The sequence below is a fragment of the Acinetobacter sp. CWB-G5 genome, assembly GCF_019209785.1.
Classification (GTDB): domain Bacteria; phylum Pseudomonadota; class Gammaproteobacteria; order Pseudomonadales; family Moraxellaceae; genus Acinetobacter; species Acinetobacter johnsonii.
Genome location: NZ_JAHUTF010000001.1, coordinates 320,969 through 336,312, shown reverse-complemented (window position 1 = coordinate 336,312; position 15,344 = coordinate 320,969). Strand labels below are relative to the sequence as shown.

Below are 15,344 nucleotides of genomic sequence, written 5' to 3'. Positions count from 1 at the left end.
GAATAAAAGCGTTTTAGTCTTCAGGATAAGCTACTCTTTTCAGTGCTTTAATATCTGCATCTGGTGAGCACAGCGAGATAAATTCATAGCCATAGCCACGTAGGAGGTGACCTTTACGCACTGCAATCCATGTGGTATTGAGACCAAAAATATCGGTTGGAATTTGTTTTAAGCGATAGTCACGTTCAACGTCATAGGCCACATTATTGACAATACCAACACCCATATTAAGCTCAACATAGGTTTTAATCACATCGGCATCTAAAGCAGACATTACGATGTCAACATCCACACCTGCATCTTCAAAAGCTTTGTCAATTTTTGAACGGCCTGTGAAACCGCCGTGATAGGTAATCAGTGGATATTCCGCCAAGTCTGCAATACTAATATTTTGTTTGCTTGCCAGTGGGTGATTTTGTGGGGTAATAATACTGTGCTGCCAATTATAGAACGGCACGCTAGCCAGATTATCTTCTGTGGTCAGTGATTCAGTTGCAATACCAATATCAGCTTCGCCTTGTAGAAGCATTTCGGTAATTTCAACAGGGCTGGCTTGTTGCAAAATAAGATGAACTTTTGGAAACTCTTTTTTGAATTGATTGACAATCGGCGGTAGCACATAACGCGCTTGCGTATGTGTAGTTGCAATCGTCAAAGTGCCTTCATCGACACGGTTAAAATCATCTGCAAGACGTTTAATATTGTCTGCGTCGACCAACATGCGTTCAACAATGCCCAGTAGTGCTTGACCTGGTTCAGTTAAACCCAGTAAGCGTTTCCCTTTACGAATAAAAAGCTGTACGCCTAATTCATCTTCTAGGTCTTTGATGTGCTTGCTGACGCCTGATTGAGAGGTATACAGTGCAGCAGAGGCTTCGGTGAGGTTGAAGTTTTGTCTCACCGTTTCTCGAATAATTCTGAGTTGTTGAAAGTTCATAGTTTTGGATCTCTTTTATGATGAATGAGGCATTCAACATGCCCCATTCAATTGGTCTTAAGCCGCAGGTTTTGCAAATAAATGCAAGTTTGATGGGCTTAACCATACCGTTTGATTAGGTCTAAATTGGTGTAATTTTGCTTCTTCAGAAGTCAGTGAGATTTCAATCAGTTTGCCTTGGCGATCATGGAGCTCTGCAACCACTTTGCCTGCGATCCATAATTCTCGAACGAATGTTGCTTGGATGGCATTGTCTTGCGGCTGTGCATGGATCCTTAATTCATCTGGACGGGCAAAGGCAATTACGTCACCCGAAGGCGCATTGCGTAAAGAGTCTAATTGAATGCGGTCTTCACCAATTTGGATCGTACCTGCGTTATTTTGACCTTCGAAACGGTTTGCTTGACCTAAGAAGTCGAACACAAACGGCGTTGCTGGCTTTTCATACACTTCGCGGGGTGATCCAATTTGCTCGACGTTCCCTTTATTCATCACAATGATTTGATCCGCGACTTCTAAAGCTTCTTCTTGGTCATGCGTTACAAAGATTGAGGTGATATGAAGTTCATCATGCAAAGTACGTAACCAACGACGGAGCTCTTTACGTACTTTTGCATCCAAAGCACCAAAAGGTTCATCCAGTAACAGTACGCGTGGTTCAACTGCCAAAGCACGTGCCAGTGCAATACGTTGACGCTGGCCGCCTGAGAGTTGTGCTGGGTAACGATCTGCCAAGAACCCCAATTGGACTAAGTCCAGCAAACGCGTGACACGTTTTTTAATTTCAGCTTCAGATGGGCGTGTTGCACGTGGGCGAACGCGGAGACCAAAAGCGATATTGTCAAATACGGTCATATGGCGGAACAAGGCATAGTGCTGAAATACAAAGCCAACTTCGCGCTCACGTACGTGTACATTAGTTGCATCTTCACCTTCTAAGATGACTTGACCGCCATCTGCGGACTCAAGTCCCGCAATAATACGAAGCAGGGTGGTTTTACCACAGCCTGATGGGCCGAGTAATGCAACCAATTGACCATCAGGAAAATCGAGAGAAATGTTATTCAGTGCATGGAATGCACCAAAGTGTTTTTCAATATTTTTAACTTGAATACTCATGAGGTCATTCCTTTAAACTGTTGAATCATTATGTTTGTTTTGCTTTTCTTGGCGAAGCTCAACCCATGTTTTTAAAACAAGAGTCACAATCGCCAAAAGCGCCAAGAGTGAAGACACAGCAAAAGCCGCACTGAAGGTATATTCGTTATAGAGAATTTCGACATGCAGAGGCAAGGTATTGGTTTCACCACGAATATGACCTGAAACGACCGATACGGCACCAAATTCACCCATTGCACGTGCATTACACAGAATGACGCCGTAAATTAAACCCCATTTAATGTTGGGTAGGGTTACTTTCCAGAAGGTTTGCCAGCCTGATGCACCCAGCACAATAGCAGCTTCTTCTTCTTCCGTACCTTGAGCTTCCATGAGAGGAATAAGTTCACGTGCAACAAAAGGAACGGTGATAAAGATTGTTGCTAATACAATGGCAGGAACGGCATACAGAATTTTGATGTCGTTATCCATAAGCCAACTACCGAACCAACCTTGCGTACCAAAAATCAGTACCAGCATTAAGCCCGCGATAACAGGAGATACTGAAAATGGCATATCAATAATCGTGGTTAAGATGGATTTACCACGGAAGTTAAATTTGGCCACACACCAAGCGGCTGCAACACCAAATACCACATTCAGTGGGACTGCAATCACCGCGGTTAATAAAGTGAGTTTGACTGCGGAGAGCGTGTCTGGATGAACCAAGGCTTGTGCATAGACGCCGACTCCTTGTTTAAAGGCCTCAACGAACACCAAAATCAGTGGTAAGATCAAACAGCTCAAAAAGAACAGCAGAGCAATCGTAATCAGGGTGTAGCGAACCCAAGTTGGCTCACGTGTCGCATCACGCGATTGTAGCTTTTCGGCAAGCGCATTACTGTTGATATTCATCGTGCTGTTCTCCCTGTACGACGGCTTGCCCATGCTTGTAACAAGTTAATCAGGAATAAAATGGCAAAAGACAGCACCAACATGACGACTGCAATCGTGGTTGCACCTGCATAGTCATATTCTTCTAAGCGCGAAATAATCATGAGTGGCGCAATTTCTGTTTTAAACGGCTGGTTTCCAGCAATAAAGATCACTGAACCGTATTCACCGACGCCACGTGCAAAGGCAAGTGCAAAACCGGTGATGAGTGCTGGAAATAAAATCGGCAAAATCACTTTGGTCACAATCTGTAAACGGTTAGCACCTAATGCTGATGCTGCTTCTTCTAACTCTGTTTCCAAGTCGCTGAGGACTGGTTGCACAGTTCGTACCACAAACGGAATACCAATAAAAATCAGTGCCAATGTAATACCAATTGGGGTATAGGCCACTTGAATCCCTAAAGGCTCAAGATACTGACCGATCCAACCTGTAGGCGCATAAAGCGAGGTGAGTGCAATACCTGCAACAGCTGTGGGTAGGGCAAACGGCAAGTCAACCAAGGCATCTACAATGCGTTTACCCGGAAAACGATAACGAACCAAACACCATGCTAGAAGGAGACCAAAAACCACATTAATAAACGCGGCGATCAGGGCTGTACTAAAACTGAGCTGCAAAGATTTTAAAATACGTTCTGAACTTAAAATTTCCCATAACCCATCCCAACCAATGCCTAAAGATTTAATAAAAACAGCGGACAATGGAATAAGAACGATTAATGACAAATATGCTAGGGTAAAGCCTAGAGAAAGACCAAATCCTGGCAGCACTCGGGATCGCTGCGACATGATTACTCCTCAAAGAGAGAAAGCTGACCTAAAAAGAGTCAGCTCAAATAAAACTGAATTTCGGCACAAGTATCATTTGCAGCGTTTAAATTGCAAATTTAAATAAATACTTGCTTTCATTGTAAAAACTAATGTTTTTTAGCACATTTTCTGAAATCAAAAAATCATAAATTTCAGGGAATGGCCCAAAACCTGACGCAACATTAATATGTCCGACTTGGCCTAAGTTCTTAGGCCTAATTTTCCATGCTTTTGCCAGTTGCAGCGCATCTTGAAAATTGAGCCAAGGATCATTTTCACTGATGATCATTTGGGTAGGAACTTGTAGCTTGAGTTGGTGGAAATACTGTTGATAGTCATTTTGGCTATCACGAGCAAAACCAGCATCACCAAAGCGAGCAGGGTTGGCCGGTGCAACCAAAACTAAATTTTTGATTTTTTGATTTAGCTCAGGATGCTGTGCTAAAGCAGCGACTGTCGTTAAACAGCCAAAGCTATGCGCCACAATTTGAATAGGTTCCTGAATGGCTTGAACCGTTTTGATAAATTGTCCAATCCACTCATGGAGTACGGGTTTATTCCAATCCTGCTGCTGTACACGAGAGCACGACTTGAGCTGACGTTGTAACCACGATTGCCAGTGGTCATGTTCACTTCCACCCACGCCCGGTACAATTACAGTATGAATCATGTCGATGCTCCCTTACAGCTATTTACTGGACTTGGTTTTATTTCGTCGTATTGGCTTTCACAATTTGGTCAAATACACCACCATTTTCAAAGTGCTGTTTTTGTACCTTGGTCCAACCGCCAAATTCTTTATCAATGGTCACTAACTTCAACGGTTTGAATGTGGTTGCATATTTTTTCAAGACAGTTGCATTACGTGGGCGATAGAAGTTTTTTGCCGCAATTTCCTGTCCAGCAGGTGAATACAAATAGTTGAGATACGCTTTAGCCAAATTCAGATTGCCGTCTTTTTCCGCATTCTTTTCCACAATGGCAACAGGTGGTTCCGCCAAAATAGACAGCGAAGGCGTCACGATTTCAAACTTACCTGGTTGTTCACGAATTGCTAAATGTGCTTCGTTTTCCCATGCTAAGAGAACATCACCGATACCGCGTTCAGCGAAGGTTGTGGTTGCACCACGTGCACCTGAATCCAGCACTTTGGTATTTTTATAAATTTTACGCACGAATTCTTGTGCTTTGGCATCGTTACCCGCAGGTTGATGTTTCGCCCAAGCCCAAGCGGCTAAGTAGTTCCAGCGTGCACCACCTGAGGTTTTTGGATTTGGTGTAATAATGCCAACACCCGGCTTCACGAGGTCACCCCAGTCTTTAATGCCTTGTGGGTTGCCTTTACGGACGAGGAACACGATAGTCGAAGTATATGGTGTTGAGTTATTGGGTAATTTCTTTTGCCAGTTGGTCGGTAAAAGTTTTGCTTTTTCAGCAATTACATCGATATCTGCTGCAAGAGCAAGGGTCACCACATCGGCACCTAAACCATCAATCACTGAACGAGCTTGTTTGCCCGAGCCGCCGTGAGACTGTTTGAAGTTAATGTCTTGTCCTGTGCGTTGTTTCCAATAAGCGCCAAACTGTTTGTTGACATCTTCATACAGTTCGCGTGTTGGATCATACGACACGTTAAGGAAATCTTTTGCTGCAACACCAAAAGAAGTGACTGAAACTAGCGCTGCTAGTACCCCAATTTTTAACTTAGATAAGCTCATGTGAGACCTCAAATTTTAAACGTTCTTAAACATTAGGCAAGAATACTGTGAGTCTTATTGCTAAAAAAATAATAAAAAATGAATTTTATATGAATAAAAAAGAAAAAGAGTTCAGCTTAGAATTCATTAAACTAAAGCAGAAAATTGTTTCAGGGTAGATTGGCATGTATTGCTATAAAAATGCACAAGAAATCAAACAAATAGAATTATTAGATCGTGCATTTCACTATGGAGATGGTTGTTTTAGTACAGCGCGTATCCGTGAGGGTGTGATTGAGCTAGAGTCTCTACATATAGCACGCTTGAAATTGGCCTGTGAAAGACTGTTGTTGTCAGCAGATTTAGCCTTTATTCAGCACAGCATCGTGCAATTAAAACAAACCAATGCACACTTAAACGGAACGCTGAAAATTATTATTAGTCGGGGTGAAGGGCAGCGCGGTTATAGTTTGCCAACACATTCTGCTGACATTTGGGTTTTTTTCTATCCGCAAGCATCAGAGGCTTTGACATACAGCGAAATTGATTCAGGGGTACTGCAATATGCGATGGGGTTAAGTATGCCGCAAATGGTGGGTGTGAAAAGCTTAAACCGTTTAGAGCAAGTCTTACTCAAGCATGAAGCAGAACAACACGGTTGGTTGGAAGCTTTGGTCACAGATGTGCAAGGTTCTGTCGTTGAAGGTGTGAGCAGTAATTGTTTCATTCTGCTAAATGATCGATGGATTAGTCCCGAACTTCGTTATAATGGCGTGCATGGTGTCATGCGTGCCGAAATATTGGCACGGATGCAGCAACAAGGAATGAGCTGTGAGCTGAGAATGATTGATATGGAAGAAATTCCACGCTTTCAAAGTTTATTTTTCTGCAATGCCTTGAGTCCTATGAAAATAGCCAAAAGTCTGAATCATCAGTATTTAGATGTTCAGCCGTGTATAGATTTGTTCCATCGTCTTCAACTTAATCAGATGCAGTAGTATGTCCGCAGCCAAAACCAAATCGAAAAAGAAAACGCAACCACCCAAACGAAAAATGAAAGGGTTGTTATTGATTGCTGTGAGCATCATTGTTTTATTGATGATTGTACTGTGGTCGAGTTTGTTTAAATCTTATCCTGTCGAGGGTAAAAAACAGTTATTGGCAATTAACTCTGGCGATACCTATTCCGGTTTTATTGACCGCTTAGCCAAAGAAGACATGGCTAGTTTTCCCATTATTTTAAAGCTTTATCAAAAAATATTTATTCATGACACGTTGAAAGCCGGTGTTTATGAAGTGCGTGAAGGTATGAGTATTCGCCAAGTTTTGGATATGATTTCCAATGTTGATAATGCCGAGATGAATCGTATATTGGTGATTGAAGGGACGACCTTTAAACAGCTGATCGAGGCATTGAAAAAGGATGCATTGGTTAAAAAGGAAGTCTCCAATTTACCCATGGATCAGCTTTTAAAAGCATTAGATATTCCGTATACGCATGCTGAAGGACTTTTTGCCCCCGATACTTACTTCTTCGCCAAAGGGGAGTCAGACAAAAAAATCTTAACGGATTTATACAAACGCCAAATGAAAGCTTTAGATGAAGCGTGGGTAAACCGTGCGGCAAATTTGCCGTATAAAGACAAATACGAAGCCTTGATCATGGCCTCTATCATTGAAAAAGAAACCAATGTTGACCGTGAACTGGAGCAAGTTTCGGGTGTGTTTGCGCGTCGCCTTCAACTTGGCATGCGTTTGCAAACGGACCCAACGGTGATCTATGGTATGGGCGATAAATACACAGGCAACATTACCCGTCAAGACTTGCGGACCCCAACAGCCTATAATACTTATACCATCAATGGTTTACCTCCTACACCAATTGCTTTGCCAAGTAAAAAAGCCATTGAAGCCACTATGCATCCAGACAGCAGTAAAAACATCTACTTTGTTGCAACGGGCAATGGTGGGCACACATTTAGTGAGACTTTAGAGCAGCACAACCAAGCTGTAAAAGAATATCTCAGCGTTTTAAAAACCAAGAAGGATGAATAGATGTTTATTAGTTTTGAGGGCACAGAAGGTGTCGGTAAAACCACACTGATTCGCAAAATTTATGAGCATCTAGAACAACAAGGTCAGCAGGTTGTTTTAACGCGTGAGCCAGGTGGTACACCAATGCTGAGCAAATTCGCTCGCTATTATTGTCAGTCAATCATGAAGAGTCGATGTCGAATGATACTGAACTGCTGCTGATGTACGCGGCTCGTGCACAGCACTTAGAACAAGTGATCGTGCCTGCTTTAACGAAACATAAAACCGTATTGTGTGACCGTTTTACCGATGCCAGCTTTGCTTACCAATGTGCAGGACGTGGTTTAAGCCAGTCGAAGCTGCAACTGCTGAATGAGAACTTTGTCAGCCATATGCCTGATATTACATTTTGGCTCGATGCCCCGATTGAGACAGGCATGTCTCGTGCGCGTGAACGGGGGGCTTTAGATCGTTTTGAACAAGAAAAAGTCACTTTTTTTGAAAAAGTCAGAGCGGGTTATCAGCAGTTATGGGAGCAGTATCCTGAGCGAGTCAAACGCTTGGATGCAACACAGTCACCCGAGCAGGTTTTTGCACAAGCGTTGCAATACTTAAACTAAAAATAAGCCTGAAAAGTTATTTCAGACTGTAGTGAAATGCATTTTTCTTTTATAGTCAGTGACAAAGGACTGTATGTTGAAGGAAAAATGAAAAGTAATGTAACTGAGATTGTGGCTTTTTTAGAAAAGGAATTTCCGCAAAGTTTAGAAAAATGTCGTATCGAATCTGTCACTGAGCGTGCCGCAACAGTGGTGTATCAGGTCGATGAGCGCGATTTGCGACCGGGTGGGACGGTTTCAGGCCCAACCATGATGACTCTTGCAGACTATGCATTGTATATTGCTATTTTAGGGGAAATTGGGCTGGTCGGTTTAACTGTGACCACCAATTTATCGGTCAACTTTCTAAGTAAACCCGCAGCTTCAACAAATATCCGCGGTGAATGTAAGTTAATGAAAGTTGGCAAAGCATTGGTGGTTGGGGATGTGTGGTTGTATTCAGTGGGTAAGGATGAACCGATTGCACATGTGGTGGGAACTTATTCTATTCCACCCAAATCCTAAAAAATGACTGAATAAAAAAGCCTGACGAATCAGGCTTTTTCAATTTAGTTATTCACTAAAGGGGTTTCAACTTTAAAATTTAAAGGGGTGAGTACGGTTTTACGCAGTTCATTCGACAGTTCAGGGTAATCTAAAGTGTAGTGTAAACCACGCGATTCTTTACGCTCCATAGCACAGCGCACGATCATTTCAGAGACTAAAACCAAATTGCGCAGTTCAATTAGATTTTTGCTGACTTGGTAATCTTGGTAATACTCGGTAATTTCCCGCTTCAACATTTCAATGCGGTGTAGCGCACGTTCAAGACGTTTCGTAGTACGCACAATGCCGACGTAGTTCCACATGGTTTGACGGAGTTCATCCCAGTTTTGCAAAATCACCACATCTTCATCAGGATTCATCACTTGTGAGTCATCCCAAGACGGAGCAGTTGGGGATTGGTAACTTGAATCAAAACTTTTTTCGATGTGCTCTGCTGCACTCATGCCATACACAAAACACTCTAACAGTGAGTTACTGGCCATACGGTTAGCGCCATGCAAACCTGTGTACGAGGTTTCCCCAATCGCATAGAGACCTGCAATGTCAGTTTGACTGTGTTCATCAACCACCACACCGCCACAGGTATAGTGCGCAGCAGGAACAACAGGAATCATTTCCTTGGTAATATCGATGCCGAGTTCAAGTAAGCGTGCGTATAAGGTTGGGAAATGTTCTTTAATGAAACTTTCGGGCTTATGGCTAATGTCGAGCCAAACGTGACGAATACCTAAGCGTTTGATTTCATAGTCAATCGCTCGCGCCACAATGTCACGTGGAGCGAGTTCTGCACGTTCATCAAAGCGCAACATAAAGCGTTCACCATCAGGTAAACGTAAATAAGCACCTTCACCACGCATTGCTTCAGTAATGAGGAAAGAACGCGCTTGTGGGTGGTATAAACAGGTTGGGTGAAATTGGTTAAATTCCATATTGGCCACGCGGCAACCTGCACGAAATGCCATGGCAATACCATCGCCCGTTGCAATGTCTGGGTTCGAGGTATACAGATAGGCTTTCATGGCACCGCCACACGCCAGCGCGGTGAAAGGGGCTAAAAAGGTATGTACTTTTTCAGTCTTTTCATCGAGTGTATACAGGCCTAAGGCACGATTTTGTTCTTCCAAGCCCAGTTTTTGAGAGGTAATTAAATCGATAGCGATGTAATTTTCAAAAATGGTGATGTTGTCTTTTTCAATCGCACGTTCAACTAAAGTGGTGGAAATGGCACGACCTGTAGCATCTGCGGCATGAATAATACGGCGTTGAGAATGTCCACCTTCACGCGTTAAATGCAATTGCTCTTGATCATCAAGGGTAAACTGCACGCCGTGTTTCAGTAGAAAATCAACAGAAGGTTTACCGCCTTCAACGGTTTGCTTTACGGCCTCGGTCTCACACAAGTGAGCGCCCGCAATCATGGTGTCATCAATGTGCTGTTCGATGGAATCCGTTTCATCTAAAACAGCGGCAACGCCACCTTGTGCATAGAAGGTACTTGCATCGGTCAGGTTTGATTTTGCAAGAACAGCAATATTGAAATGTTGAGGCAACGATAAGGCTAAGCTCAGGCCTGCACCGCCACTTCCCACAATAATCACATCAAAATGATGTGTTGTGTTTAAATTAGACATGTCCATCAGCTAATTTGGAAAAAGTTCGCTAATGACAGCGCTTTTTTCACGAAAAGGCAAGGGTAAAATCTCTACAATTGATGGGAAATATAAATAAAGAACGTATTTTTTAAGCAAATTTTAAGCTCTTGTTTATACAAACATAATAGAACATATTATTACCCAAGATAGACAAAGATTATGCTAAAAACGCTAATACATAAATTGATAACAAACATATAGGTCAATACTTGATATGAAAAGTCGCGCGATACAAACTGGTTTTTTTGCTGTTGCATGCACAATGGCTACGGTGCAAACACAAGCAGCACCTGTTGATTTCTCAAACTTGGTTGAGCAAGTCAGCCCTGCGGTAGTGAGTGTAAATGTGGTTAAAAAGATGACTCAAGAAGAGTTATTGCAGCAGCAAATACCTGAGATTTTGAAGCGTTTTTTTGGTAATCAAGTCATTATTCCGCAGCAGCAAGCGCCGCAAGAAAAAACGGCTTATGGCAGCGCATTTTTTATTAGTAAAGATGGGTATTTACTGACAAACCACCACGTCGTAGAAGATGCATCGAAAGTCACGATTATGTTTAATGACCGTCGTGAACTGGATGCGACTGTGGTAGGTAGTGATGAACGAACTGATGTGGCCTTGCTTAAGGTGAATGGTACAAATTTTCCATCACTCCGCGCAGGCAATGTTGATCAACTACGTGTAGGCGAACCTGTGCTTGCGATCGGTTCACCGTTTGGTTTCGACTATTCGGCTTCAGCGGGAATCGTGAGTGCGAAAATGCGTAATATGATGGGGGAGACATCGGTACCTTTCATTCAAACCGATGTGGCTCTCAACCCTGGAAATTCAGGCGGTCCGTTATTCAACCAACAGGGCGAAGTGGTTGGAGTGAACTCGCGTATCTTCAGTGGTACGGGCGGTTATATGGGGCTGTCTTTCTCGATTCCCATTGATGTCGCAATGGATATTGCTGACCAACTTAAGAAAACAGGTAAAGTTACGCGCTCTTATTTAGGCTTCAATCTACAAGATCTAGACCGCAATTTAGCAGAGTCTTATAATTTGCCGAAACCTGAAGGTTCATTGATTACCAATGTTCAGCCAAATTCACCTGCGCAGAAAGCGGGACTAAAAGCAGGCGATATTATTTTAAAATTCAATGGAACGGCGATTTCACGTACCTCTGAGTTATTGAACTATTTAAATCGTACCATGCCAAATCAAACGGTACAGCTTGAAGTATTGCGTGATGATAAAAAGCGTAATATATCGGCAACATTAACCACTGCACCGGATGACACACCTGCAAAATCCGATGCAGCTACACAAAGTAAAGGGCCCGTGTTAGGTATTGCTATCCGAAATTTAGCACCTGCTGAATTGTCACAACTCAATGTGAAAGGTGGTGTGTTGATTCAAGAAGTGAAACGTGGCGGTGCAGCAGCACAGTCAGGTATGGCGGCTGGTGATGTGGTCACTCACATTAATAGTAAAGTCGTAAACGACACCAATGATTTTGTCCAAGCGGCATCTGAGTTGAAAAAAGGTCAGGTTGCCCGCGTTGGAATCATCCGACAAGGCACACCAGCCATTTTAGGGATGCGCATCCAATAAGCGAAAAAAAACCACTCTTCGGAGTGGTTTTTTATTTTTTGCAATTTGATGATGCCTGTTATTTGCGTACACTGCCATCTTCATAAGGATATTTAGATTCAGTAGAGTGTTTATGAGTAGTATTTTTGACTTAAGACTTCAGGTACAAGCAGAACATATCGACCAGTTAGGCCATGTGAATAACGTGGTTTATATGCATTGGATGCAGGATGTTGCAACAGCACATATTGATGCACTGGGTTTAGGCTTAAAAGAATATATCGAGTTAAAACATGCCATGGTTGCGGTTGAGCATCATGTGCAGTACCGAAAAGCTGCATTTAAAGAGGATGAAATAATCTTACGCACATGGTTTGACGATATAAACGCATTATATTCATCACGCCAATATGTGTTTTATAGACCCAAAGACAATAGCATTTTATTTGTTGCTCAAACCAAGTGGGCTTGTGTAGAGATTGAAACAGGACGCGCGAAACGTATGTCACCCAGTTTTACCCAAGCTTACCAACCGCTTGCAAAAGATGTGAATGCCCTAGATTTTTCAATGGATTATTCAAAAAACCCAGTGAAAAGCGAAAACACGTAAAAAAGCGTCAGAGTTGTGAAAAGGAAGCGTATTAATATGGATACTTTAAAAAAACCATCTGTTATAATCCTTCGCAATTTCTATTCGGCTTTTGTTGTGCATCGAAATTTGTCTGCATAACGCTTTATTTTGTTCAAGGTAGCCCATGGCGCAAGCTAAAAAATCTGTTGATATTAAAAATATCCGTAATTTCAGTATTATTGCTCACATTGACCACGGGAAGTCAACGCTCGCTGACCGCTTTATTCAAACCTGTGGTGGTTTGCAAGATCGTGAAATGCAAGCACAAGTACTTGACTCCATGGAACTTGAACGTGAGCGTGGTATTACCATTAAAGCTGCGTCGGTTACTTTGTATTACACCCATCCAAATGGCCAAGAGTATCAATTGAACTTTATTGATACACCAGGGCACGTCGACTTTTCATATGAAGTGTCACGCTCATTGGCGGCTTGTGAAGGTGCATTGTTGGTTGTAGATGCAGCACAAGGCGTGGAAGCACAGTCAGTTGCGAACTGTTACACCGCAATTGAGCAAGGTCTCGAAGTCCTTCCTGTATTGAATAAAATTGATTTACCACAGGCTGAACCTGAACGTGTGATTCAAGAAATTGAAGACATTATTGGTATTGAAGCAACTGAAGCGCCAACCTGTTCGGCAAAAACAGGTCTTGGGATTGATAGCGTTTTAGAAACCCTTGTTAATGTCATTCCTGCACCTACTGGTGATCGTAATGCGCCATTACAAGCTTTAATTATCGACTCTTGGTTTGATAACTACTTAGGCGTGGTTTCTTTGGTACGTGTGAAAGAAGGTCGTGTGCGTAAGGGCGACAAGATGTTGATGAAATCAACAGGCCAAACGCACATTATTACTTCTGTGGGTATTTTCAATCCTAAACATACTGAGACAGACATCCTTGAAGCGGGTGAAGTTGGTTTCGTAATTGCAGGGATTAAAGACATTTTTGGTGCGCCAGTCGGTGATACGATTACCCTTGCCAACACACCAGAAGTCAAAACCTTACCAGGCTTTAAAAAAGTGAAGCCACAGGTGTATGCAGGTTTGTTCCCAATTGATTCAAGTGAATTTGAGCCGTTCCGTGAAGCTTTGCATAAACTTCAGATCAATGACTCGGCGTTATTCTTTGAACCTGAAAGTTCAGATGCTTTAGGTTTTGGCTTCCGTTGTGGCTTCTTAGGCATGCTGCACATGGAAATCGTACAAGAGCGTTTAGAGCGTGAGTATGATTTAGACCTCATTTCATCTGCACCGACCGTGATTTATGAAGCGGTGATGAAGAATGGTCAAACGATTTATATCGATAGCCCATCTAAAATGCCAGATGGTTCAACAGTCGAAGACTTACGTGAGCCGATTGCTGAGTGCCATATCCTTGTACCGCAAGAGTATTTGGGGAATGTCATGACTTTGTGTGTGGAACGCCGTGGTGTTCAAAAAGACATGAAGTTTATGGCGAACCAAGTTTCAATTACCTTTGAAATTCCAATGGCGGAAGTGGTGATGGACTTCTTTGATAAATTGAAGTCGTGTTCACGTGGTTTTGCATCGTTAGATTATAACTTTGTACGCTTTGAAAGTTCATCATTGGTAAAAGTCGATGTTCTAATCAATGGCGATAAAGTGGACGCCTTGGCAATGATTTGTCACCGTCAAGATGCGCGTCACCGTGGTATTGCATTGGTTGAAAAAATGAAAGATTTGATTCCACGTCAAATGTTTGATGTGGCAATTCAAGCGGCCATTGGCGCACAAATTATTGCTCGTTCAACCGTAAAGGCAATGCGTAAAAACGTATTGGCGAAATGTTATGGTGGTGACGTTTCTCGTAAGAAGAAACTGCTATCGAAGCAAAAAGAAGGTAAGAAACGCATGAAGCAAGTGGGAAGTGTGGAAATCCCACAAGAAGCGTTCTTGGCTGTGTTGAAAGTAGAAAGATAAAAAGGTAGGAATATAAGCCCATGGATTTTGATTTTAATTTGATACTTGTTCCTGTCACACTGATTTTCTTTTTGGTGTGGTTGCTCGATAAATTTATATTTAAACAACGAGCGACGAAAGGCAAGGGAAATGAAAATTTTGTCATTACGTGGGCTTATGATTTCTGGCCAGTCCTTGCGATTGTTCTATGCTTACGTTCATTCTTTTATGAACCTTTTAATATTCCTTCGGATTCGATGGTCCCGACTTTAGAAACTGGTGACTTCATCTTGGTCAACAAGTTTGACTATGGTGTACGCCTGCCGATCGTGAATAAAAAAGTGATTGATGTGGGTGAGCCTGAGCGTGGCGATGTGATAGTCTTCCGTTATCCACCGCAACCGACGATCAGCTATATCAAACGTGTAGTTGGTATTCCTGGCGATCACATTGTTTTTGATCATGGCCAATTAACCATTAATGGTCAAAAAATTGCTAAAGTGTCTGTAGAGTTTAGCCGTGAAAAAGACAGTTTAGATACGCCTACTTCGATATATCATAAAGAAACCATTGGCAAGCATACCTTTACCATGCGTGAGTTAGAAGGTGTTAATGTTGCACGCCAAGCACCGTACATTAACTTTGTAGAAAATGGTAAATACTCTGCTGAAAATGGTTTATATTGGGAAGTGAAAGTAAAAGAAGGTGAGTACTTTGCGATGGGGGATAATCGCGATCAAAGTGCTGACAGTCGTTTCTGGGGAATGGTTCCTGAACAGAACCTAACAGGTCGTGCATTTTATATTTGGATGCATAAAGAACCTGGCTTTAAGTTGCCGTCATTTAACCGTAACGGTAGCATTGACTAA

General features: G+C 42.4%; 14 protein-coding genes and 1 pseudogene. 8 read left to right on the top strand and 7 right to left on the bottom strand.

The window, feature by feature from the left end:
- Positions 1–13 precede the first annotated feature (13 nt).
- The 6 genes from KVY11_RS01690 to KVY11_RS01665 all read right to left on the bottom strand — a co-directional run bounded on the left by KVY11_RS01690 (position 14) and on the right by KVY11_RS01665 (position 5,519).
- A complete protein-coding gene (locus tag KVY11_RS01690; protein WP_114837097.1) occupies positions 14–937 on the bottom strand; it encodes a CysB family HTH-type transcriptional regulator in 924 nt (307 codons plus the stop codon).
- 57 nt (positions 938–994) lie between these two features.
- Complete coding sequence (locus KVY11_RS01685) at positions 995–2,056, bottom strand: sulfate/molybdate ABC transporter ATP-binding protein (RefSeq protein ID WP_004693820.1); 1,062 nt, start codon at positions 2,054–2,056, stop codon at positions 995–997.
- Between the two features lie 12 nt (positions 2,057–2,068).
- Complete coding sequence (gene cysW, locus KVY11_RS01680) at positions 2,069–2,950, bottom strand: sulfate ABC transporter permease subunit CysW (RefSeq protein ID WP_004980565.1); 882 nt, start codon at positions 2,948–2,950, stop codon at positions 2,069–2,071.
- Positions 2,947–3,780 (bottom strand): sulfate ABC transporter permease subunit CysT, encoded by an 834-nt coding sequence (gene cysT, locus KVY11_RS01675; protein ID WP_004693816.1) that lies wholly within the window; start codon positions 3,778–3,780, stop codon positions 2,947–2,949. Before cysT ends, cysW begins: the two co-directional genes overlap by 4 nt.
- A gap of 85 nt (positions 3,781–3,865) precedes the next feature.
- Positions 3,866–4,471, bottom strand: coding sequence for an alpha/beta hydrolase (locus tag KVY11_RS01670; protein WP_218287913.1), 606 nt, complete (start codon positions 4,469–4,471; stop codon positions 3,866–3,868).
- A 37-nt stretch (positions 4,472–4,508) separates the two neighbouring features.
- Positions 4,509–5,519, bottom strand: coding sequence for a sulfate ABC transporter substrate-binding protein (locus KVY11_RS01665; protein ID WP_168159050.1), 1,011 nt, complete (start codon positions 5,517–5,519; stop codon positions 4,509–4,511).
- A 164-nt stretch (positions 5,520–5,683) separates the two neighbouring features.
- Between KVY11_RS01665 and pabC the strand changes: the two genes are divergently transcribed.
- The 4 genes and pseudogenes from pabC to KVY11_RS01645 all read left to right on the top strand — a co-directional run bounded on the left by pabC (position 5,684) and on the right by KVY11_RS01645 (position 8,656).
- Positions 5,684–6,496, top strand: coding sequence for an aminodeoxychorismate lyase (gene pabC / locus KVY11_RS01660; RefSeq protein ID WP_218287912.1), 813 nt, complete (start codon positions 5,684–5,686; stop codon positions 6,494–6,496).
- A gap of 55 nt (positions 6,497–6,551) precedes the next feature.
- Positions 6,552–7,553, top strand: coding sequence for an endolytic transglycosylase MltG (mltG, locus tag KVY11_RS01655; RefSeq protein WP_371315922.1), 1,002 nt, complete (start codon positions 6,552–6,554; stop codon positions 7,551–7,553).
- A pseudogene (tmk, locus tag KVY11_RS01650) lies at positions 7,554–8,152 on the top strand (dTMP kinase).
- Between the two features lie 87 nt (positions 8,153–8,239).
- Positions 8,240–8,656 (top strand): PaaI family thioesterase, encoded by a 417-nt coding sequence (locus tag KVY11_RS01645; RefSeq protein ID WP_125280454.1) that lies wholly within the window; start codon positions 8,240–8,242, stop codon positions 8,654–8,656.
- A 44-nt stretch (positions 8,657–8,700) separates the two neighbouring features.
- On the opposite strand, the gene nadB is transcribed toward KVY11_RS01645, so the two are convergent.
- Positions 8,701–10,335 (bottom strand): L-aspartate oxidase, encoded by a 1,635-nt coding sequence (gene nadB / locus KVY11_RS01640; protein ID WP_218287910.1) that lies wholly within the window; start codon positions 10,333–10,335, stop codon positions 8,701–8,703.
- A gap of 229 nt (positions 10,336–10,564) precedes the next feature.
- Between nadB and KVY11_RS01635 the strand changes: the two genes are divergently transcribed.
- From KVY11_RS01635 to lepB, 4 genes are all read left to right on the top strand, one after another.
- Positions 10,565–11,944 (top strand): Do family serine endopeptidase, encoded by a 1,380-nt coding sequence (locus tag KVY11_RS01635; RefSeq protein WP_218287909.1) that lies wholly within the window; start codon positions 10,565–10,567, stop codon positions 11,942–11,944.
- Between the two features lie 112 nt (positions 11,945–12,056).
- Positions 12,057–12,533 (top strand): thioesterase family protein, encoded by a 477-nt coding sequence (locus KVY11_RS01630; RefSeq protein WP_218287908.1) that lies wholly within the window; start codon positions 12,057–12,059, stop codon positions 12,531–12,533.
- Positions 12,534–12,678: 145 nt separating this feature from the next.
- The gene (lepA, locus tag KVY11_RS01625; RefSeq protein ID WP_218287907.1) at positions 12,679–14,496 is read left to right on the top strand and encodes a translation elongation factor 4; all 1,818 of its coding nucleotides are present in this window, start codon (positions 12,679–12,681) and stop codon (positions 14,494–14,496) included.
- Between the two features lie 20 nt (positions 14,497–14,516).
- Entirely contained in the window at positions 14,517–15,344 is an 828-nt protein-coding gene (lepB, locus tag KVY11_RS01620) for a signal peptidase I (RefSeq protein WP_218287906.1), read from the top strand.

Excerpts from the sequence above, each read along its gene's own strand:
- cysW (WP_004980565.1), bottom strand. The coding sequence starts at position 2,950 with ATGAATATCAACAGTAATGCGCTTGCCGAAAAGCTACAATCGCGTGAT.
- pabC (WP_218287912.1), top strand. The coding sequence starts at position 5,684 with ATGTATTGCTATAAAAATGCACAAGAAATCAAACAAATAGAATTATTA.
- cysT (WP_004693816.1), bottom strand. The coding sequence starts at position 3,780 with ATGTCGCAGCGATCCCGAGTGCTGCCAGGATTTGGTCTTTCTCTAGGC.
- mltG (WP_371315922.1), top strand. The coding sequence starts at position 6,552 with ATGAAAGGGTTGTTATTGATTGCTGTGAGCATCATTGTTTTATTGATG.
- lepB (WP_218287906.1), top strand. The coding sequence starts at position 14,517 with ATGGATTTTGATTTTAATTTGATACTTGTTCCTGTCACACTGATTTTC.
- KVY11_RS01670 (WP_218287913.1), bottom strand. The coding sequence starts at position 4,471 with ATGATTCATACTGTAATTGTACCGGGCGTGGGTGGAAGTGAACATGAC.
- KVY11_RS01665 (WP_168159050.1), bottom strand. The coding sequence starts at position 5,519 with ATGAGCTTATCTAAGTTAAAAATTGGGGTACTAGCAGCGCTAGTTTCA.
- KVY11_RS01690 (WP_114837097.1), bottom strand. The coding sequence starts at position 937 with ATGAACTTTCAACAACTCAGAATTATTCGAGAAACGGTGAGACAAAAC.
- lepA (WP_218287907.1), top strand. The coding sequence starts at position 12,679 with ATGGCGCAAGCTAAAAAATCTGTTGATATTAAAAATATCCGTAATTTC.
- KVY11_RS01645 (WP_125280454.1), top strand. The coding sequence starts at position 8,240 with ATGAAAAGTAATGTAACTGAGATTGTGGCTTTTTTAGAAAAGGAATTT.
- KVY11_RS01685 (WP_004693820.1), bottom strand. The coding sequence starts at position 2,056 with ATGAGTATTCAAGTTAAAAATATTGAAAAACACTTTGGTGCATTCCAT.
- nadB (WP_218287910.1), bottom strand. The coding sequence starts at position 10,335 with ATGGACATGTCTAATTTAAACACAACACATCATTTTGATGTGATTATT.
- KVY11_RS01635 (WP_218287909.1), top strand. The coding sequence starts at position 10,565 with ATGAAAAGTCGCGCGATACAAACTGGTTTTTTTGCTGTTGCATGCACA.
- KVY11_RS01630 (WP_218287908.1), top strand. The coding sequence starts at position 12,057 with ATGAGTAGTATTTTTGACTTAAGACTTCAGGTACAAGCAGAACATATC.